Source organism: Nocardiopsis sp. CNS-639, assembly GCF_000381685.1.
Classification (GTDB): Bacteria; Actinomycetota; Actinomycetes; order Streptosporangiales; family Streptosporangiaceae; genus Nocardiopsis; species Nocardiopsis dassonvillei.
Genome location: NZ_KB906864.1, coordinates 171,289 through 191,358 on the forward strand (window position 1 = coordinate 171,289; position 20,070 = coordinate 191,358).

A 20,070-nucleotide genomic window follows, 5' to 3' on the forward strand; every position below is an offset into this window, starting at 1 on the left:
GCGACGGGGTCAGGAACGGACCAGGCGGGCGATCGCCTCTGAGGCCTCGCGGACCTTCTCGTCCGCCTCCTCGCCGCCGTTGGCCACCGCGTTGGACACGCAGTGCTTGAGGTGCTCGTCGAGCATGGACAGCGCGAAGGAGCGCAGTGCCTTGTTGGCCGCCGACGTCTGGGTCAGGATGTCGATGCAGTACTGGTCGTCCTCGACCATCCGCTGCAACCCGCGGATCTGGCCCTCGATACGGCGCAGCCGGTTGATGTGGCTCTGCTTGTCGTTACTGTAACCGTGGGTCGCAGCCATGCTCCCGCTTCCGTGTCGTTCCTGCTCAGATGCCATTACCATACCCCCTCGTGGTATCCAACGGCGGGGGCCGGGAACGCATTCCGCCGGTGCGCCCCCCGCGGGCGCGCGCCGCACCGCCGACGCGGTCGTAGTAGGAGTTTCCCAGACGAACGGGGACCGGTCGCCCCGCCCGGAGTCGCGCGCGTGCCGTGCGCGGGAACCGTCACCGCGCGTAAACGTCCGGTCCGCTCTGGGCAACGCGGGGGTGGTGGCCCTTGCCCGCGGCCCCGCCCCGAACCGACCATGGCGGTATGACTGACAGCGCCGAGAACGACATCATGGCCACCATCCGGGGACTGATCGACGAGGAGCACGCGCTCCGCTCCACCGCCGGGGGACTGGACCCGCGGGAGCGCGCCCGCGTCAAGCAGGTCGAGGAGGCGCTCGACCAGTGCTGGGACCTGCTCCGCCAGCGCAGGGCCCGCGAGGAGTTCGACCAGGACCCCGACGAGGCCGAGCCGCGCCCGGTCTCCGAGGTCGAGAACTACCGGCAGTAGGGGGGCCGAACCGAAAACCCCGCGTGCTCCGCGAGCGTCAACACGGGTACAGCGGTGCCGGGCGGTGACCGCATGACCGCACGGCGCCCCACGCCGGGAGCACAGAAGGAAGCGCATGCTCACCACACTGACCGGGCTGGGCCTGGCCTCCGCGGCCGGGCTCAACGCCTACATCCCCCTCCTCCTCGTCGGACTGCTCGCACGCTTCACCGACCTGGTCCCGCTGGGAGAGTCCTGGCAGTGGATCGAGCACCCCGCCACCCTCGTGGTCCTCACCGTGCTGCTGGTCGTGGAGTTCGCGGCGGACAAGATCCCCGCGGTCGACAGCTTCAACGACGTCCTCCAGACCGTGGTGCGGCCCACCTCCGGCGGCATCACCTTCGGTGCGGGGGCCTCCGCGGTGGAGCTCGGCGAGATCACCGGGGTCGCCTCCGGCGCCGCCGCGGGCGGTGACGGGGTCTCCTGGTGGGCGGTGGTCGCGGGCGTGGTCGTCTCCCTGGCCTTCCACGCGGTCAAGTCCCTGGCCCGGCCGGTGGCCAACTCCGTGTCCCTCGGGTGCGCGGCCCCGGTCACCTCCTTCCTGGAGGACGTCGTCAGCTTCGTCACCTCGCTGCTGGCCCTCCTGGTGCCCGTCCTCGTCCTCGTCGTGTTCCCGCTCATGGTGGCGGCGGGCGTGTGGGCGGCCCGGCGCGGGCGGCGGCTGCGCCGGGAACGCCGCGAGGCGCGGGGAACCGGGCCGCAGGGCGCGGACGCGGGCGCGCGGACCGGTGCGGAGGGCGTGGACCCGGCGGGGGAGTCCCACCCCGGGTGAGGGGCCCCGGCGGGCGCGGGGGCCGGGCCGGGGTGGCGCACGACGCATTCCCCGACCGGGGCCGGTGCCCGTAAAGTGCGGTCAATGGCTGAGACGACTTTCGACCGACACGACAGCACCCACATCGTCTGGGACTGGAACGGCACCCTCCTCAACGACAACCACGCCAACCTCGCCGCGGTGAACGCCGTGTGCGAGCTGTTCGGCCGCGACCCCGTGGAGCTGGACCACTGGCGCTCCGTCTTCCGCCGCCCCCTCATCCCCTGCTACGAGGAGCTCCTCGGCCGGGCCTTCGAGGAGGGCGAGTGGGAGCGGGCGGAGCGGCACTACGACAGCAGCTACCAGGAGCTGCTGCCCTCCTGCGAACTCACCGCGGGCGTCCCCGACGTCCTCCGGGAGTGGACCCGCGGCGGCGGCACCCAGTCCCTGCTGTCCATGGCCTCCCACGACCACCTCGTGCCCCTCATCGAGGAGCGCGGCCTGACCGGGCACTTCACCCGGGTGGACGGCCGCCAGTTCCAGACCGAGGACGACTCCAAGGCCGAGCACCTGGTACGCCACCTCGAACACCAGGGCATCGACCCGGCCCGGGTCGTGCTGATCGGCGACATCGACGACGACGCCCGCGCCGCCCGCGAGGCCGGGGCCCGCTCCATCCTCGTCACCAGCGGCCTGATGTCCCGCGCCCGCCTGGAGGCCACCGGCTCCCCGGTGGTCGACTCCCCGGCGGCCGCGGTGGCCGCGCTGCGCGGCGCCTGAGGCCACCGCCGGGCCCGGCCGCAGCCAGCGCCCCCGGGCCCCGCGCGCCCGGAGCACCGCGCGGGCGCTGACGCGGCAAAGGTCCGGTCACTGGCTCTCCCGCCCGCCTCCGACCCCTGTCAACGGTGACCGCCCACGCCCGCGCGACCGCCCGCCAGTGGGTTCCACACACCGGTTACCTCCCACCGGTGACCTGCGCACTCGACCCGCCTCCCGGCCCCCGTCACCCCGGGGGCCGGGCCGTCGCCGCCGTCATGGGGTGTTGTTAGATGGGTCTCACAGCAACACACGGTCGGCAGCACACCGTGCGGAACACAGTGCGAATGGGAAGGCGGGCCAATGACGGAGAACAGCGTGCCCCGGGTGCTCTGGAAGCCCGACGAGGAGAGGGCCGCGTCCTCCAACATCGTCGCGTTCGCCCGATGGGCCGAGCGCGAGAAGGGGGTCCGGGCCTTCGGCGACGCCTCCGCCGCGTCCTTCGACTACGACTCCCTGTGGCGCTGGTCGGTCACCGACGTCGACGGCTTCTGGGAGTCGGTCTGGGAGTACTACGGCGTACGCTCCGAGACCCCCTACGAGCGGGTCCTGGGCGAGCGCACCATGCCCGGAGCCGAGTGGTTCCCCGGGGCCACCCTCAACTACGCCCGGCACGTCTTCGAGGGCCGCGACGACGACCGCGTCGCCATCCGCCACGCCACCGAACTGCGCGGGCTCGGCGAGTGGACCTGGGGTGACCTGCGCCGCCGCACCGCCGCCATCGCCGCCGGCCTGCGCGGGCTGGGCGTGGGTCCCGGCGACCGCGTCGTGGCCTACCTGCCCAACCTGCCCGAGACCGTCGCCGCCTTCTACGCCGCGGCCTCCCTGGGCGCGGTGTGGTCCTCCTGCTCCCCGGACTTCGGCGTGCGCAGCGTCATCGACCGCTTCGCCCAGATCGAACCCAAGGTCCTGCTCGCCGTGGACGGCTACCGCTACGGGGGCAAGGACTTCGACCGCCGCCCCGTCGTGGAGGAGCTGCGCGCGGCCCTGCCCACCGTCGAGCACACCGTCCTCCTCGACTACCTCCACCCCGGAGAGTTCCTCGACGGCACCCTGCCCTGGGGCCGACTGGAGGAGTCCGGGGCCGGGGCCGAGCTGGAGTTCGCGTCCGTCCCCTTCGACCACCCCCTGTGGGTGCTCTACTCCTCGGGAACCACCGGCCTGCCCAAGGCCATCGTCCACGGGCACGGCGGCATCCTGCTCGAACAGCTCAAGAACCTCCACCTGCACCTGGACGCCCAGGAGCACGACCGGGTCTTCTGGTTCACCACCACCGGCTGGATGATGTGGAACTTCCTGGTCAGCGTGCTGCTGACGAAGGCCTCCATCGTCCTGTACGACGGCAGCCCCGCGGCCCCCGACCTGGGCGCCCTGTGGGACCTGGCCGCCGAGGCCGGGGTCACCGTCTTCGGCACCAGCGCCGGGTTCCTCTCCTCCTGCATGAAGGAGGGCGTCCACCCCCGCCGGGGCCGCGACCTGTCCGCGCTCAAGGCCATCGGCTCCACCGGCTCGCCGCTCAGCCCCGAGGCCTTCTCCTGGGTCTACGAGGAGTTCGGCGAGGACCTGTGGCTGTTCTCCACCTCCGGCGGCACCGACGTGTGCAGCTGCCTGGTCGGCGGCACCCCGACCCTGCCCGTCCACGAGGGCGAGATCCAGTCCCGGGCCCTGGGCATGGCCGTGGCCTCCTGGGACCCCGACGGCAAGGAGCTGGTCAACGAGGTCGGCGAGCTCGTCGTCACCGAGCCCGCCCCGTCCATGCCGCTGTTCCTGTGGGGCGACGACAGCGGCGAGCGGCTGCGCGAGAGCTACTTCTCCGTCTACCCGGGCGTCTGGCGGCACGGCGACTGGATCGCGATCACCGACCGCGGCACCGCGGTCATCTACGGCCGCTCCGACTCCACCATCAACCGCGGCGGCGTGCGCATGGGCACCAGCGAGATCTACCGTGCGGTCCTGGCTCTGGACGAGGTCGTCGACGCGCTGGTCGTGGACGTGCCCCAGGCCGACGGCTCCTCCCGGATCGAGCTGTTCACCGTGCTGCGGGAGGGCGCCGACCTGGAGGGCGACCTGCCCCGGGAGATCGCCCGCCGCATCCGCACCGACTGCTCGCCCCGCCACGTGCCCGACCGCGTCCGCGTCATCGGCGCGGTGCCCCGGACCCTGTCGGGCAAGGTCCTGGAGGTGCCGGTCAAGCGCATCCTCATGGGGGAACGGCCCGACCGGGTCGCCAGCCGCGACTCACTGGCCAACCCCGAGGCGCTCGACTTCTTCAGCACCCTGGCCGGGGAGCGGGAGAACACGGGCTGACGGCGACCGCGCCGGGGCACGTGGCCGGTGACGGCCACGTGCCCCGGCCCGTTGTTGCCGCGCGGGCGACGGCATAGCCTGACGGGCGTGACACAGAACCAGTCCGGCGAGACCTCCGCCGCCCCCGCGGGCCCGTCCTCGGGCCGGGTCCGGATCGACGGCATCGACGCCGCACGCGCCCTCGCGGTGTTCGGGATGTTCGTCGTGCACCTCGGGGTGGAGTCCATGGGACTGCTGTCGCCGGAGGGCTACGCCTGGGACGTGCACGGCGTCGTGCGCGGCAACTCCTCGGCGCTCTTCGCCCTCCTGGCGGGGACCTCCCTGGCCATGATGACCGGGCGCACCGACCCGGTCGGCGGCGATCGCCTGCGCGGGGCCGTCGTGCGCATCCTCACCCGCGCGGCGCTCATCGGCGTGCTGGGCCTGGTGCTGGACCTCATGGGGGTCCCGGTCGCCATCATCCTGACCTACTACGCGGGCTTCTTCGTGCTGGCCCTGCCCCTGCTCAGACTGCGCTCGGGCGCGCTGTGGACGGTGGCGGGCGCCCTGGCCGTGCTCGGCCCGCCGCTCTCGTTCCTGCTGCGCGACAACGTCTTCCCGCCCTCGCCGCGCACGTCCTCGCTGGCCTCGCTCAGCGAGTTCCTCCTGACCGGCTACTACCCGGCGATCACCTTCATGGCCTTCGTGACGGCGGGGATGGCGCTGGGGCGGCTGGACCTGGCCGCCACCGCGGTGCGGCTGCGCCTGCTGGCCTCCGGCGCGGCCCTGCTCCTGCTCGGCCACCTCGGCTCCTGGGTCCTGCTCGGCCCGATGGGCGGCATGGACCGCCTGGTGCGGGCCAGCGGTCCCGCCCTGACCGGCCTGCCCTCCGGGGAGATGACCGACGAGGCGACGGCGGCCCTGGTGCGCGCCGCGGTGGTGGAGGAGACGCAGTCGCTCTCGGGCCAGGTGCCCACCGACTCCTGGTGGTGGCTGGCGGTCGGCACGCCCCACACCGGCACCACCTTCGAGATCGCCGAGGCGGTCGGTCAGGGACTCGTGGTGCTGGTGGTGTGCATGTTCCTGTGCGACCGCTTCCGGGTCCTCATGTACCCGCTGACCTCGGTCGGCCGGATGCCGCTGACCGTCTACACCGGACACATCCTGGCCCTGGCGGTGGTCATCGCCGCCTCCGGCGGGATCGGCTGGCACCAGCCGTGGCTGCTGGAGGGATTCGTCCTGGGGGCGCTGGTCTTCGCCACCCTGTGGCGGCTGACGGCGGGCAGGGGACCGGCCGAACTCCTCCTGGGCGAGGCCGCCGACGGCGTGGTCGCCCTGGTGGAGGAGCGAAGATCCGCCGCCGACGGGCGCCTTCCCCGCCGTCCTAGCGACGGTCCCCCCGCGTGATCCTGGCCGAGGTGCGGTCGCGGTGGGCCAGGGAGTCGGTGGTGGTCCGCGCGTTCTGGCGCATGAGCCTGCGCGCGTCGTCGGCCGCCGACCGCGCGACCGCCGGACTGGCCACGGGCCGCTGCGCGACCTCGGCGTCCTCGGGCAGGCCGATGTCCATGGGCAGGCCCGCCCTGCTGATCACCCGGAGCTGGGCCTCCTCCTGCGACCTGGAGGGCCGGATGTCGCCGTCGGGGGTGCGCCACGCCTTCAGGCGGGCGTGCAGCCAGTCGGTGCCCTGGTAGTCGGGGCCGCTCGGCCAGGGCACGCCGTCGGGACGGTGCCCCAGAGCGTGCAGGGCGTCGGCGACGGTCCACCCGGCCGAGAAGAAGCGCGCGGTCTCGTCGCGCAGCACGCGAAAGTCCACGCGGCGCAGGGACGCCTCCTCACGCCGCAGAGTCTCGCAGGCGTCGTGCACGTCGCGGGGGGTGTGCCGGGTGCGGTGCAGGGGGTCGGCCTCCGGTTTGCGCAGCAGGGAGTCGTCCACCGTCACGATCACCTCGCCGCGGCGGTTGTCCCAGACGCTGACCTCCTCGCGCGCCCACCCCTGGGACTCGGCCAGGGCCACCGCCATCCTGCGCAGGTCGACCCGCTCGTCATCGCTGCTGATCCGGAACTCCGCCATGCCCCCAGCCTAGACGAGCCCTTCCCCGGGCCTGCGCGGACGGCGAGAGGGCGTCCCCGGCAGTGGGCCCGGCAGGTCCCGGGCGGCTCCTCGCAGGGCCGCCACCCCGCCCCTCTCCCGCCCGGCCCGGACCGCGCCGGACCCCCTGACCCCGCTCAGTCCCGCTCCACCGGGCGGGCCATCACCAGCTGCGGTCCCCCCGCCGTGTCCACGAAGCGGCGGCCGGTGAAGACGAACCCGGCGCGCCCGTAGACGCGGGCCGCCGCGTGGTTGGCCTCGTCCACGCACAGCACCAGCTCGGCCGCCTCCGGCGCCACCTGCGCCGCCAACCGGTCCAGCAGCGGCGGAGAGCACACGGCCCGTCCCACGCCCCGGTTCTGCCAGGCGGTGGTGACGTAGAAGGCGCGTAGCAGCACCGCCCGCGCCGGGTCGGGCACCAGGTCGCGCGCGTGCACGGCCCGGTCCAGCACGCCGAAGCCCGCGCAGGCCACCCGCGCCCCGGCGGCGTCGGCGACGGCTCCCGGACCGACGACGGCGAAGGGCGTGCGCGCCGGGTCGGCGTCGGCGGCGGGCAGGGTGGTCACCGGCAGCCGCACGTGGCCGCGCTGGCCGGGCGGCAGGCGGTGGCGCAGCACGGTCTCCCGCAGCAGGCCCGCCTCCGGCGTGGCCCGGTCCAGCCTCACCAGGCGCACCGGCTCCGTCCCGTCCGCTCGTGGCTCGCTCCGCTCTCCGGCCGACATCACCGCTCCCGTCACCTCGGGGTCCGCTCCTCCGGCTCCCGGGCCGGCTGGGCGGGCCGGGGGGAGGATTCGGGCCAGTCTCGCATCCCGCCCACGTAGCCAAAAGGGAGTGGTCCGGTCTAGACCGCGCGTGTCCGTCCCAGCGGTGACAGAACAGTGCGGATGTCCTTTTCTGGGGGTTTTCTGTGCCGGATTGGAGGAAAGGACGACGAAAAACCAGAGCGGGCGTTAGAGGCTCCTCCAACCTTGGGCGGCTCGATCCGGACGGATGCTGACGGCGGCTCCGCCCGGCGTTAGGGTGACTGCCTGACGGCCCGGCCCGGGGGAAGAACTCCCCGCGCGCCGCGCCGCGAGCCCCGTTTCCGCTGGCCACAGCGGACGGGCAGGCCAGCAAACCGACGAGCTGTAGGTGCCCGTGCCCCACACCGCATTCGCGCCCGAGGCGGCGACCAACCGCGAACTCCGCGCGTTCCTGCACGGCCTCCCGGGCGTGGACGAGGTCGGCGCGCGAGCCCGCGCCCAGGACCTGTCCACCCGGTCGGTCAAGACCACCGCGAAGGCCCGGGCCATCGACCTGGCCATCACCATGGTGGACCTGACCACCCTGGAGGGCGCCGACACCCCCGGCAAGGTCCGGGCCCTGTGCGCCAAGGCCGCCCACCCCGACCCCGCCGACACCACCGTGCCCCGCGTGGGTGCCGTGTGCGTCTACCCCGACATGGTCGCCACCGCCGTCGAGGCGCTGCGCGGCACCGGGGTCGGCGTGGCCTCGGTGGCCACCGCCTTCCCCTCCGGCCGGGCGCCCATGGAGGTCAAGCTCGCCGACACCCGCCGCGCGGTCGCCGACGGCGCCAGCGAGATCGACATGGTCATCGACCGCGGCGCCTTCCTGTCCGGCGACTACCTCAAGGTGTTCGAGGAGATCGCCGCCGTCAAGGAGGCCTGCGGCACCGCCCACCTCAAGGTCATCCTGGAGACCGGCGAGCTGGCCACCTACGACAACGTGCGCCGCGCCTCCCACCTGGCCATCCGGGCCGGGGGCGACTTCGTCAAGACCTCCACCGGCAAGGTGTCCCCGGCCGCCACCCTGCCGGTCACCCTCGTCATGCTGGAGGCGGTCCGCGACCACCACGCCGCCACCGGCAGGCGCGTGGGCGTCAAGCCCGCGGGCGGCATCCGCACCACCAAGGACGCCATCCGCAACCTGGTCCTGGTCAACGAGGTCGCCGGTCCCGACTGGCTGACCCCCGACCTGTTCCGGATCGGCGCCTCCAGCCTCCTCAACGACCTGCTCATGCAGCGCACCAGGCTGTCCACCGGCACCTACCCGGGCCCCGACTACTACACGCTGGACTGAGAGCCGTGATCTTCGAGTACGCGCCCGCACCGGAGTCCCGCTCCGTCGTCACCCTGCGCGAGAACTACGAGCTGTTCGTCGACGGCGCCTTCACCCCGGCCGAGGGCGGCGAGTACCTCACCACCCTCAACCCCGCCGACGAGACCGAGCTCGCCCGGGTCGCCGTCGCCGGACCCGCCGACGTGGACCGGGCCGTCGCCGCCGCCCGCCGCGCCTTCGACACCGTCTGGGGGCCGATGCCCGGCGCCGAGCGCGGCAAGTACCTGTTCCGCATCGCCCGCATCATCCAGGAGCGCTCGCGCGAGCTGGCCGTGCTGGAGTCGATGGACAACGGCAAGCCCATCAAGGAGACGCGCGACGTCGACCTGCCGCTGGTCGCCGCGCACTTCTTCTACCACGCGGGGTGGGCCGACAAGCTCGCCCACGCCGGGCTGGGCCCCGACCCGCGCCCGCTGGGCGTGGCCGCCCAGGTCATCCCGTGGAACTTCCCGCTGCTCATGCTCGCGTGGAAGATCGCGCCGGCGCTGGCCACCGGCAACACCGTCGTGCTCAAGCCCGCCGAGACCACCCCGCTCACCGCGCTGGCCTTCGCCGAGATCTGCCAGGAGGCCGACCTGCCCCCGGGTGTGGTCAACATCCTCACCGGCGCGGGCGAGACCGGCCGGGCCCTCGTGGAGCACCCGGGCGCCGACAAGGTGGCCTTCACCGGCTCCACCGGGGTGGGCCGCCAGATCGCCCGCTCGGTCGCGGGCACCGGCAAGCGCCTCACCCTGGAGCTGGGCGGCAAGGGCGCCAACATCGTCTACGACGACGCGGCCCTGGACCAGGCGGTCGAGGGCATCGTCTCGGGCATCTTCTTCAACCAGGGCCACGTGTGCTGCGCGGGTTCGCGGCTGCTGGTCCAGGAGTCGATCGCCGAGGAGCTGCTGCCCCGGCTCAAGGAGCGCATCGCCAAGCTGCGCCTGGGCGACCCGCTGGACAAGAACACCGACATCGGCGCGATCAACTCCGCCGCGCAGCTGGAGCGCATCCGCGAACTCACCGACACCGGCGAGGCCGAGGGCGCCGAGCGCTGGTCGCCCGCCTGCGAGCTGCCCGCGAGCGGCTACTGGTTCGCGCCCACCGTCCTGACCGGCGTCAGCCAGTCCCACCGCGTGGCCCGCGAGGAGATCTTCGGCCCCGTGCTCTCGGTGCTGACCTTCCGCACCCCCGAGGAGGCCGTGGCCAAGGCCAACAACACCCCCTACGGCCTCTCCGCCGGGGTGTGGACCGAGAAGGGCTCGCGCATGCTCTGGACCGCCGAGCGCCTGCGCGCCGGGGTGATCTGGTCCAACACGTTCAACAAGTTCGACCCGACCAGCCCCTTCGGCGGCTACAAGGAGTCGGGATACGGCCGCGAGGGCGGGCGGCACGGATTGGAGGCCTACCTTGGCTGAGCGGCGCGAGAACCGGAAGACCGCCAAGAACGCGGCCAGGGCCGTCAAGGCCGCGAAGGGCACGGCCGACGCCGCCAGGCCCGCCCGGCTGGCGGTCCGCAAGACCTACAAGCTCTACCTGGGCGGGGCCTTCCCCCGCTCGGAATCGGGCAGGAGCTACCCCGTGACCTCCGCCAGCGGCCAGCACCTGGCCAACGCCTCGCTCGCCTCCCGCAAGGACGCCCGCGACGCCGTGGCCGCAGCGCGCAAGGCCTTCGGCGGCTGGTCGGGCCGCACCGCCTACAACCGCGGCCAGATCCTGTACCGGGCCGCGGAGATGCTGGAGGGGCGCCGCGACCAGTTCGCCGCCCAGGCCGTGGCCGCGCAGGGGCTCTCCCGCGCCGACGCCGAACGCGTGGTCGACGCCGCCGTGGACCGGTGGGTGTACTACGCGGGCTGGACCGACAAGGTCGCCCAGGTCCTGGGCGGCGCCAACCCCGTCTCGGGGCCCTACTACAACCACTCCGCGCCCGAACCCACCGGCGTGGTCGCGGTGTTCGCCCCCCAGAACGCGCCGCTGCTCGGCCTGACCTCCGTGGTCGCCCCCGTGATCGCCACCGGCAACACCGCCGTCGTGGTCACCTCCGGGGACGCGCCGCTGGCCGCGATCGACCTGGCCGAGGTGCTGGCCACCTCCGACCTGCCGGGCGGCGTGGTCAACCTGCTCACCGGACGCGTGCCGGAGCTGGGCCCCCACCTGGCCTCGCACGCCGACGTCAACGCCCTGGACCTGACCGGCGCCGGAGACCTGGCCGCGGAGTTCGAGAGGGCCGCCGCCGACACCCTCACCCGGGTGCTGCGTCCCGGCCCCGGCTCCGACGGCGGCGAGGAGGCCTGGCTCGACCCCGACCCCGGCACCGCACGCCTGAAGCCCTTCCTGGAGACCAAGACGGTCTGGCACCCCGTGGGGATCTAGGGGGCGCCGAGGCCGCGGCCGGTGTGACACACGGGTTCCACCGGCGACGATCCCGCACCCCCGGCGCGTCCGGGCCGCCCGGACGCGCCGCGGGTAGCAGGATCACGCTTACGGCACCGCGTCCGTGAACCCTTCCCGGGCACCAACGAACGGAGAGACCCGCTGTGACTCGCACACCCCAGGCAGCCGCCGAGGAGGCCGCCGCCGAACTGCGCTCGCGCACCGGCGTGGACGCCTACGACGTCGCCCTGGTCATGGGATCGGGGTGGGCCTCCGCGGCCGACCTGCTCGGCGACTCCGGTCAGGAGCTGCCCACCACCGACCTGCCCGGCTTCGTGCCCCCGGCCGTGGAGGGCCACAGCGGCACCGTGCGCAGCATCAGGGCGGGCGACCGCTCCCTGCTCGCCTTCCTGGGCCGCACCCACCTGTACGAGGGCCACGGCACCGACGCCGTCGTGCACGGCGTGCGCACCGCCGTGGCGGCCGGGGCCTCCACGGTCGTGCTGACCAACGCCGCGGGCGGCATCAACCCCGCCTACGCGGTGGGGTCCCCGGTGCTCATCGCCGACCACCTCAACATGACCGCGCGGTCCCCGCTGACCGGCGCGACCTTCGTCGACCTCACCGAGACCTACACCCCCGCCCTGCGCGAGCTGGCCCGGTCGGTGGACCCCTCCCTGCCCGAGGGCGTGTACGCGGCCATGCCCGGCCCGCACTTCGAGACGCCCGCCGAGATCCGCATGCTCAGCGCCATGGGCGCCGACCTGGTCGGCATGTCCACCGTGCTGGAGGCGATCGCCGCCCGCGCCGCGGGCGCCCGCGTCCTGGGCCTGTCCCTGGTCACCAACGTCGCGGCCGGGCTCACGGGGGCCAACCTCGACCACGAGGACGTGCTGGCCACCGGCCGCGACGCCGCCGCAACAGTCGGACGCCTGCTCGCCGACATCACCGCCAAGCTCTGAGGGGAGCCCCCATGACCGACCTCGCCCGGGCCAGGCGGTGGATCGCCCAGGACCCCGACCCCGACACGCGCGCGGAGCTGGCGGGACTGGTGGAGCGCGCCGACCGGGGCGAGGCCGACGCGCTGGCCGACCTGGACTCCCGCTTCGGGGCCCGCCTGGAGTTCGGCACCGCCGGACTGCGCGGCGCCCTCGGCGCGGGCCCCAACCGGATGAACCGGGTGGTGGTCATGCGGGCCGCCGCGGGGATCGCCGCCTGGCTCGGCGAGGGCCCCGGGCACGTGGTCATCGGCTACGACGCCCGGCACCGCTCGGCGGACTTCGCCCGCGACAGCGCCGCCGTCCTCACCGGCGCCGGGCACCGCGTGTCCCTCATGCCCGGACCGCTGCCCACCCCCGTCCTGGCCTTCGCCGTCCGCGACCTGGGCGCCGACGCCGGGATCATGGTCACCGCCAGCCACAACCCGCCCCGGGACAACGGCTACAAGGTCTACGCGGGGGCGGCCAAGGCAGGCGGCGCCGCCGACGCGGGAACCCAGATCGTCTCCCCGGCCGACGCCGAGATCTCCGCCGCCATCGACGCGGTGGGCCCGGTCGACGAACTGCCCCTGGGCGAGGGGTGGACGGTGCTGGGGGAGGAGGCGGTGGAGCGCTACCTGGACGCGGTCACCGCGCTGGTCCCGGGCGGGGACCGCGACCTGGCCACCACCTACACCGCCATGCACGGGGTGGGCGGCCGGGTGCTGCTGGCGGCGATGGAGCGGGCCGGGTTCCCCCGCCCGTCCGTGGTCGCCGCCCAGTTCGAGCCCGACCCCGACTTCCCGACCGTGGACTTCCCCAACCCGGAGGAGCCCGGCGCCATGGACATGGCACTGGCCACCGGCGCCGCCGACCGCTCCGACCTGGTCATCGCCAACGACCCCGACGCCGACCGGCTCGCGCTCGCGGTCCCCGGGCACGGCCTGCTCACCGGCAACGAGGTGGGCGGGCTGCTCGCCGAGTACGTGCTCGACCACACCAGCGGGTCCGACCGGGTGGTGGCCGCCTCGATCGTCTCCTCCAGCCTGCTCGGCAAGATCGCCCGCGACCGGGGCGTGCACTACGAGGAGACCCTCACCGGCTTCAAGTGGCTGGCGCGCGCGGGCGGCCCCGGGCAGCGGCGGGTCTTCGCGTTCGAGGAGGCGCTGGGCTACTGCGTGGGCGCCGACGGCGGCCGTCCGGTCGCGGACAAGGACGGGATCAGCGCGGCCCTGGTGGCCGCGGCGCTCGCCGCCCGGGCCAAGCGCGAGGGGGCGACCCTGTTCGACCTGCTCGACGACCAGGCGCGCCGGTACGGTCTGCACCTGAGCGACCAGCTGTCGGTGCGGGTGGAGGACCTGGCGGTCATCTCCGCGGCGATGCGGCGGTTGCGCGCCGAACCGCCCGCCGCGTTCGGCCCCCTGCGGGTGGTGGGGGTGGACGACTTCGCCGCCGGACACGCGGGTCTGCCGCCGACGGACGCCCTGCGCTTCCGGTTGGAGGGCAGGGGACGTGTGACGCTCAGGCCCTCGGGGACCGAGCCCAAGCTGAAGGCCTACGTCGAGGTGGTGCTGGACGTGGACGGTGACGTGGCGGCCACCCGCGCACTGGGCTCGGAGCTGCTCGCCGAGCTGATGGCCTCGGTCACCGCGGCTGTCGGGGGTTGAGGGCGCCGCTCAGCCGCCGTCGGAGGGTTCCACGACCGGCCGGTGCACGACCTCGTCGATGACGGTGAGCGTCTGGGTGGACGTCACACCGGGAAGCGACTGCAACCGGGTGAGGATCAGGTCGCGGAGCTGGTTGGTGTTGGCCACGCGGACGAGGAGGACGATGTCCGCCGAGCCCACGACGTACCAGCAGTACTCGATCTCCGGGTAGGAGGACAGGATCTCCCGGTTGGCGCGCCAGTCCGGCTGGCTGCCCGAGATGAGGACGAGCGCGGTGACGCCGAGCCCCATCTTGGAGTGGTCGGTCACCACGGAGTAGCCGCGGATGACGCCCTCGTCGGTGAGCCGCTTGATGCGGTTGTAGGCCGTCGCGCGGGACACGTTGGCCAGTGCGGCGATCTCGGTGATCCCGGTCCGCGCGTCCTTGGCGAGCGCGCTCAGGATCGTCTGGTCGGTCGTGTCCGGCCGCCGGCCGTTCCTCCGCTGGTCGCCCATGGCCATGTGCGTGCTCCTCGTGTGCTCTTGTTTCAGGACGAAGCCCCTCACTGTCGTCGTTGACCGGGGCTAACGAGTTACCAGGTAAACGTTGTTTCCGTCTATCGGAATCTCAGTCGGCGAGATGCGCGGCGTTCGGGCACCCCCTCCGGTCGCCGCGGGGGCGGCGCCGGAGGAGGACGGGAGCGGGGACCCTGGCGCGGGGTCCGACGGGCGGGGGGAGGCGCGTCGGGAGTCCGACTGTACTCGTGGTCGACGCTGTCGGTGGATGGGGTGGTTTCCCGGACCGGCGGCGCCTACACCACGCGGCCCGGAACACGACAGAACTTCTTGCCGCGGGGTTCCGTGGGGTCCAAGTGTCGGGAAATCGGGGGGTTTCGTTGACCGGATGACCGGTGCCTCGAACGTACGCGCTCGGCGCCGGGAAGTGCGCCCGCCGCGGCCGATCGCGGCTGTTCCGTGACCGTGGACCCCCCTCCCGGCGACGCCGCGTGCGCTCCCGGTCGCGGCTCGCGCTCCCCCGGGGCCCGAGGGCGTTCGTGGGGTGTACAGGCCCGTGTGTCGTTTTCTCGGGTGGAACGGGGTTCGAGCTGGACTACAGAGGACCATATGGCGAATTTCGTTCCCTTATGTATCAAGTAGCGGCGGATATCTAGCGAAAGTGTCGAGTCTTCCGGAGAATCTGTGTACAGGACAGACACCACCCGGAGCCCGGACCGCGCCACCGCGTCGGACGGGGCCACGTTGGGAGCCGCTCGACATGCCCGCCAGTCGCCCGCCCTCGCCCCAGGACCCGCTGCGCGCAAGGCCCGGGGCCACCGCCCCCGACGGAGGCGCCGTGCGTCCGGACCCCGCCCCCCACGAGTCGGCGGACCGGGGCGCCATCACCGTGGGTCACCTGCCGCCCGACCTCACCCGTGCCCTCTACCGCCACATGAGGACCGCGCGCGACCTGGACACCGAGGCCATCGCCCTCCAGCGCCAGGGCGTCTTCCCCGCCTACGTGTCCGTGCGCGGCCAGGAGGCCGCCCAGGTCGCCAGCGCCTCGGCCCTGGACCCCGCGCGCGACTTCGTCTTCCCCACCTACCGGGAGATGGCCTCCGCCCTGGCCTACGGGGTGGAGATGGTCGGCTACATGGCCACCCACCGCGCCCTGTGGCACGGCGGTCTCTACGACGTCGCGGCCTCGCGGTTCGGCGCCGTCAACGCCGTGGTCGGCGGCCCCGTCCCGCACGCGGTCGGCTGGGCCGTGGGCGAGCGGCTGCGCGGCGACGACGGCGTGGCCCTGGCCTACTTCGGCGACGGCGCCAGCTCCGAGGGCGACGTCCACGAGGCCATGAACTTCGCCGGGGTCTTCGGCGCCCCCGTGGTCTTCTTCTGCCAGAACAACCAGTGGGCGCTGTCGGTGCCCAACCACCGCCAGGTCGCGGGCGGCTCGGTCAGCGCGCGAGCCGAGGGCTACGGCATGCCCGGCGTGCTGGTGGACGGCAACGACGCGGGCGCGGTCCACGAGGCCACCGCCGAGGCCGTCGCCCGGGCCCGCCGCGGCGAGGGGCCCACCCTCATCGAGGCGCTCACCTACCGCGTGGAGCCGCACTCCACCTCCGACGACCCCGGCCGCTACCGCGACGACGCCGAGGCCCGGCGCTGGCGCGAGCGCGACCCCGTCACCCTGCTGCGCGAGGCCCTGCTCGCCGCCGGGCACGCCGACGAGGGCGAACTCGCCCGGGTCGACGCCGAGGCCCGCCGGGAGGCCGAGCGCATCCGCGACGGCGTGGCCACCGCGCCCGAACCGGACGGATCGGAGCTGTTCACCCACGTCTTCCGGGAGACCACCGAGGAGCTGACCCGGCAGCGCCGCACCTGGCAGGAAGAGGTCGAGCTGTGACCGAGCTGATCGAACGCGCCGACACCGCCGCCGAGGCCCCCGCGGTCGAGCTGTCCATGCAGCAGGCCATCAACCGCGCCCTGCGCGACCTGCTCGCCGAGGACCCCGACGTGCTGGTCTTCGGCGAGGACGTGGGCGCCCTGGGCGGGGTCTTCCGCGTCACCGACGGGCTCCAGAAGGAGTTCGGGGACACGCGTGTCTTCGACACCCCGCTGGCCGAGTCCGCCATCATGGGCATGGCGGTCGGCCTGGCCATGAACGGCTGGCGGCCCGTCCCCGAGCTCCAGTTCGACGGTTTCGCCTACCCCGCGATCGACCAGATCGTCAACCAGGTGGCGCGCATGAACTACCGCACCCGCGGCGCGACCCCCATGCCGATCACCCTGCGACTGCCCTCCTTCGGCGGCATCCAGGCGCCCGAGCACCACGGCGAGAGCCTGGAGGCGCTCTTCGCCCACACCCCCGGCCTCAAGGTCGCCGCGCCCTCGGACCCCGCCGACGCCTACAGCCTGCTGCTCCAGTCGGTGCGCTCCGACGACCCCGTCGTCTACATGGAGCCCAAGGCCCGCTACTGGGACCGCAGGCCCGTGCGGCTGCGCGAGCCCAGCGAGCCCATCGGCACCAGCCGCATCGTGCGCCCCGGCAGGCACGCCACCCTCATCGCCTGGGGCGCCATGGTGCACCGCTGCGTCCAGGTGGCCGAGCTGGCCGCCGAGGACGGCGTGGACCTGGAGGTGCTGGACCTGCGCTGGCTCAAGCCCCTGGACGCCGCCGGGATGGCCGCCTCGGTCGCGCGCACCGGACGGGCCGTGGTCGTGCACGAGGCGCCGCTGACCGCCGGGCTCGGCGCGGAGGTGGCCGCCCTGGTCACCGAGCACTGCTTCCGCGACCTGTCCGCCCCCGTCCAGCGCGTCACCGGGTTCGACGTGCCCTACCCCGCGGGCCCCCTGGAGCCGCAGTACCTGCCGACCATCGACCGCGTCCTGCTCGCGGTGCAACGGACCCTGGAGTACTAGAGCGACCATGGCAGAAGACAACATCACCTTCTCCCTCCCCGACCTGGGCGAGGGGCTGGTCGAGGCGACCGTCCTGGAGTGGCAGGTCGCCGTGGGCGAGGAGATCGAGCGCAACGCCCCCCTGGTGGAGGTGGAGACGACCAAGTCCGCGGTGGTCATCCCCTCGCCCCAGGCTGGCCGGATCGTCGAGCTGCACGCCGAGGAGGACCAGGTGGTCCCGGTCGGCGCGCCCCTGGTGACCTTCGCGGTCCAGTCCTCCGGCGACGCGCCGAGGGCGGGCATCGTGGGCCGCGTCCCCGAGGAGCAGGCCCGGCCCGCCCGCCGGGTCCGGCTCAGGCCCCCCACGGACTGACGGCGGCCGACCGCGGGGCCTGTTCGGAGGAAGGCACGAACGGCGGCGCCCCTGGGCGCGCGCCATTCGGAGGAAAATCCGACCGGGCCCCGCGTTTTTTCCCTTTTCTTTTCGAAAACATGGTGGGTGGTTTTCATGTCCGCGAATCTCGCCGACGGCGTGACAATGCGTTATGCGGATTTGCGCCCGCAGGCTCAGGGGGGCGGGGTCCCCGTACTCCTCCTGCACGGTTTCGGCACCGACTTCGGCATGAATTGGCGGGCCGCCGGGTGGACGCGGGCCCTGGAGTCGGCTGGGCTACGGGTGATCGGGCCGGATCTGCGCGGTCACGGAAACAGTGACAAACCGACCGACAGTGCTTTCTACCTGCCCGGACACTTCGTCGCCGACCTCGTCTCCATGCTCGACGAGTTGGCGGTGGACAAGGTCGACGTGGTCGGTTACTCCATGGGTTCGCGCCTGGCCTGGGAACTCGCGCTGACCGCTCCCGAACGCGTCAGGCGGGTGGTTCTCGGCGGTTTCGGACCGAAAAACGCCTTCGCCGGAACGGACCTGTCCGACCCCGGTTCCGGGGACACGCCCTTCGACCACGTCTACCGGACGGTGGCCGCCCTGCCCTCCAACGACCCCGCCGCGCTGGCCGCCTGCGCGCGCGGCCAGGCCTCGCGCCCCTTCGCCGCGGAGCCCCCGCTCAGCGGGTTTCCGGTGCTGCTGGTCTCGGGCGCCCGGGACCAGCTCGCCGAGGGCGCCGCGGCCCTGGCCGAGCGCTGCGGCGGCACGCACGTGGAGATCCCCGGGCGCGACCACGCCAACGCCGTCTCCTCCCGGCACTTCCGGCAGGCCGTGCTGGACTTCCTGGCCGACTGACGCCGGGCGGAGCCCCGCGGCTCCCGCCGCCCGACGCGGTTAGTCCGGTCTAGACCGGCCCCCTCCGACGTGCCGCTGTGACAACCGGTGAAGGGGGCGAAGCCATGCGTGGTAATGCCGTGTCGGGGCGGGGAACGGCTTCCCCGCAACACAATCCCGAAACACCGCCGACCGCTTCGGGCGCACGCTTGTCGACTTTCGGGTAAGGACCCGTGTCGCTACGCTCTCGCCTTCATAACAACTCCGCCCGTTGGTTAGATGTACTTTCGGCCACCGGATATCGTCCGGCTGCAGAACTCAGGTCGGTCGCGAGCGAATGCTGGCCGCTGAGAGGGCGTAAGAGGAGTGAGAAGTGAAGCGCAGCAACACAGTCAGGTTCGCCGCGGCCGCGGCGGCCGGTGTGCTCGCCCTCACCGCGTGTGACAGCGCGGCCGAAGAGGGCGGCGGCGAGGGCGGCGGCGAGGAGTCCGCCTCCGAGCTCCAGGTCGGCCTGGCCTACGACGTCGGCGGTCGCGGCGACCGCTCCTTCAACGACTCGGCCTACCGGGGACTGGAGCGGGCGGCCGAGGAGCTCGGCGTCGAGGTCAACGACTTCGAGCCCAGCGACGGCGAGGCCGAGTCCGCCAAGGAGGACCGCCTGGCCACGATGGCCGAGGAGGGCTACGACGTCGTCATCGCCGTCGGGTTCGCCTACGACGGCGCCGTGCGCGCGGTCGCGCCGGAGTACCCGGACGTCCACTTCGCCATCGTGGACTCCGAGATCGCCGACATCGACAACGTCACCAGCCTGGTCTTCGCCGAGGAGCAGGCCTCCTTCCTGGCCGGCGCCGCCGCGGCGCTGACCACCGAGGAGGACCACGTCGGCTTCGTCGGCGGCGTCGAGACCCCGCTGATCCACAAGTTCGAGGCCGGTTACGCCGCGGGCGTGGAGCACGTCAACGAGGACATCACCGTCGAGGTCGACTACCTGAGCCAGCCGCCGGACTTCAGCGGCTTCAGCGACCCCGCCAAGGGCCGTGAGACCGCCCAGGCCCAGTACGACCGCGGCGCGGACGTGATCTACCACGCCGCCGGCGCGTCGGGCAACGGCGTCCTGGAGTCGGCCGTGGCCAACGACTTCACCTTCATCGGCGTCGACAGCGACCAGTACGAGAACGCCGCCGAGGACCAGAAGCCGCACGTGCTCACCTCCGCCATCAAGCAGGTGGACGTGGCCGTGTTCGAGCTGATCTCCGCCGCCACCGAGGGAGGGGTCGAGGGCGGCATCCAGCGCTTCGAGCTCGCCGACGGCGGCGTGGACTACACCACCTCCAACGAGGAGGCGATCAGCCCCCTCCAGGAGCAGCTGGACGAGATCAAGCAGCAGATCATCGACGGCGAGATCGAGGTCCCGACCGAGCCGTAGACCGCGCCACGCGCGACCGTCGTCGCGGGGGCGCCCGCGGCGGCCAGCATCCACGGGCGGCAGCGACCGGGGTAGATCCCCGGTCGGTGCCGCCCCGGTTGCCGTTCGGCGGC

The 20,070-nt window shown here is 73.3% G+C and carries 19 protein-coding genes; 15 read left to right on the forward strand and 4 right to left on the reverse strand.

What is annotated here, in order from left to right; all coding sequences use genetic code 11:
- Nucleotides 1–9: 9 nt before the first annotated feature.
- Nucleotides 10–300 carry a metal-sensitive transcriptional regulator gene (locus tag G011_RS0118005; protein WP_013154270.1) on the reverse strand — a complete coding sequence of 97 codons (291 nt, stop codon included), beginning with the start codon at nucleotides 298–300 and terminating at the stop codon, nucleotides 10–12.
- A 293-nt stretch (nucleotides 301–593) separates the two neighbouring features.
- Here G011_RS0118005 and G011_RS0118010 point away from each other — a divergent pair, with 293 nt between their 5' ends.
- The 5 genes from G011_RS0118010 to G011_RS0118030 all read left to right on the forward strand — a co-directional run bounded on the left by G011_RS0118010 (nucleotide 594) and on the right by G011_RS0118030 (nucleotide 6,138).
- Complete coding sequence (locus G011_RS0118010) at nucleotides 594–839, forward strand: DUF2630 family protein (protein ID WP_013154269.1); 246 nt, start codon at nucleotides 594–596, stop codon at nucleotides 837–839.
- A 115-nt stretch (nucleotides 840–954) separates the two neighbouring features.
- Nucleotides 955–1,650, forward strand: coding sequence for a DUF4126 domain-containing protein (locus G011_RS0118015; protein ID WP_019609706.1), 696 nt, complete (start codon nucleotides 955–957; stop codon nucleotides 1,648–1,650).
- Between the two features lie 84 nt (nucleotides 1,651–1,734).
- Entirely contained in the window at nucleotides 1,735–2,409 is a 675-nt protein-coding gene (locus G011_RS0118020; RefSeq protein ID WP_013154267.1) for an HAD family hydrolase, read from the forward strand.
- A 339-nt stretch (nucleotides 2,410–2,748) separates the two neighbouring features.
- Entirely contained in the window at nucleotides 2,749–4,752 is a 2,004-nt protein-coding gene (locus tag G011_RS0118025; RefSeq protein ID WP_019609707.1) for an acetoacetate--CoA ligase, read from the forward strand.
- A gap of 87 nt (nucleotides 4,753–4,839) precedes the next feature.
- Nucleotides 4,840–6,138 carry a heparan-alpha-glucosaminide N-acetyltransferase domain-containing protein gene (locus tag G011_RS0118030; RefSeq protein ID WP_019609708.1) on the forward strand — a complete coding sequence of 433 codons (1,299 nt, stop codon included), beginning with the start codon at nucleotides 4,840–4,842 and terminating at the stop codon, nucleotides 6,136–6,138.
- On the opposite strand, the gene G011_RS0118035 is transcribed toward G011_RS0118030, so the two are convergent.
- Together G011_RS0118035 and G011_RS0118040 are read right to left on the reverse strand one after the other, a co-directional pair.
- On the reverse strand, nucleotides 6,116–6,802 hold the full coding sequence (locus G011_RS0118035) for a hypothetical protein (protein ID WP_013154264.1): 687 nt from the start codon (nucleotides 6,800–6,802) through the stop codon (nucleotides 6,116–6,118). The genes G011_RS0118030 and G011_RS0118035 overlap by 23 nt on opposite strands.
- Nucleotides 6,803–6,957: 155 nt before the next feature.
- Nucleotides 6,958–7,542 carry an N-acetyltransferase gene (locus G011_RS0118040; RefSeq protein ID WP_019609709.1) on the reverse strand — a complete coding sequence of 195 codons (585 nt, stop codon included), beginning with the start codon at nucleotides 7,540–7,542 and terminating at the stop codon, nucleotides 6,958–6,960.
- A gap of 409 nt (nucleotides 7,543–7,951) precedes the next feature.
- On the opposite strand from G011_RS0118040, the gene deoC reads away from it, so the two are divergent.
- The 5 genes from deoC to G011_RS0118065 all read left to right on the forward strand — a co-directional run bounded on the left by deoC (nucleotide 7,952) and on the right by G011_RS0118065 (nucleotide 13,934).
- Nucleotides 7,952–8,899: a deoxyribose-phosphate aldolase gene (deoC, locus tag G011_RS0118045; RefSeq protein ID WP_013154262.1), complete on the forward strand. Its 948-nt coding sequence runs from the start codon at nucleotides 7,952–7,954 to the stop codon at nucleotides 8,897–8,899.
- Nucleotides 8,900–8,904: 5 nt separating this feature from the next.
- Nucleotides 8,905–10,335 carry an aldehyde dehydrogenase family protein gene (locus G011_RS0118050; RefSeq protein ID WP_019609710.1) on the forward strand — a complete coding sequence of 477 codons (1,431 nt, stop codon included), beginning with the start codon at nucleotides 8,905–8,907 and terminating at the stop codon, nucleotides 10,333–10,335.
- A complete protein-coding gene (locus G011_RS0118055) occupies nucleotides 10,328–11,290 on the forward strand; it encodes an aldehyde dehydrogenase family protein (protein ID WP_019609711.1) in 963 nt (320 codons plus the stop codon). Before G011_RS0118050 ends, G011_RS0118055 begins: the two co-directional genes overlap by 8 nt.
- A gap of 164 nt (nucleotides 11,291–11,454) precedes the next feature.
- Nucleotides 11,455–12,252 (forward strand): purine-nucleoside phosphorylase, encoded by a 798-nt coding sequence (locus tag G011_RS0118060; protein WP_019609712.1) that lies wholly within the window; start codon nucleotides 11,455–11,457, stop codon nucleotides 12,250–12,252.
- 11 nt (nucleotides 12,253–12,263) lie between these two features.
- Nucleotides 12,264–13,934, forward strand: a complete 1,671-nt coding sequence (locus tag G011_RS0118065) for a phospho-sugar mutase (protein WP_019609713.1) — start codon at nucleotides 12,264–12,266, stop codon at nucleotides 13,932–13,934.
- Nucleotides 13,935–13,943: 9 nt separating this feature from the next.
- Here G011_RS0118065 and G011_RS0118070 read toward each other — a convergent pair whose 3' ends face one another.
- Complete coding sequence (locus tag G011_RS0118070; protein WP_019609714.1) at nucleotides 13,944–14,435, reverse strand: Lrp/AsnC family transcriptional regulator; 492 nt, start codon at nucleotides 14,433–14,435, stop codon at nucleotides 13,944–13,946.
- A gap of 883 nt (nucleotides 14,436–15,318) precedes the next feature.
- On the opposite strand from G011_RS0118070, the gene G011_RS0118075 reads away from it, so the two are divergent.
- From G011_RS0118075 to G011_RS0118095, 5 genes are all read left to right on the forward strand, one after another.
- Nucleotides 15,319–16,317 carry a thiamine pyrophosphate-dependent dehydrogenase E1 component subunit alpha gene (locus G011_RS0118075; protein ID WP_026338417.1) on the forward strand — a complete coding sequence of 333 codons (999 nt, stop codon included), beginning with the start codon at nucleotides 15,319–15,321 and terminating at the stop codon, nucleotides 16,315–16,317.
- A complete protein-coding gene (locus tag G011_RS0118080; protein ID WP_019609716.1) occupies nucleotides 16,314–17,333 on the forward strand; it encodes an alpha-ketoacid dehydrogenase subunit beta in 1,020 nt (339 codons plus the stop codon). The genes G011_RS0118075 and G011_RS0118080 overlap by 4 nt, the downstream gene beginning before the upstream one ends.
- 7 nt (nucleotides 17,334–17,340) lie before the next feature.
- Nucleotides 17,341–17,685: a biotin/lipoyl-containing protein gene (locus G011_RS0118085; protein WP_019609717.1), complete on the forward strand. Its 345-nt coding sequence runs from the start codon at nucleotides 17,341–17,343 to the stop codon at nucleotides 17,683–17,685.
- 165 nt (nucleotides 17,686–17,850) lie between these two features.
- The gene (locus tag G011_RS29970; RefSeq protein WP_081642985.1) at nucleotides 17,851–18,552 is read left to right on the forward strand and encodes an alpha/beta fold hydrolase; all 702 of its coding nucleotides are present in this window, start codon (nucleotides 17,851–17,853) and stop codon (nucleotides 18,550–18,552) included.
- A gap of 352 nt (nucleotides 18,553–18,904) precedes the next feature.
- A complete protein-coding gene (locus tag G011_RS0118095; RefSeq protein WP_019609719.1) occupies nucleotides 18,905–19,957 on the forward strand; it encodes a BMP family protein in 1,053 nt (350 codons plus the stop codon).
- Nucleotides 19,958–20,070: the final 113 nt, after the last annotated feature.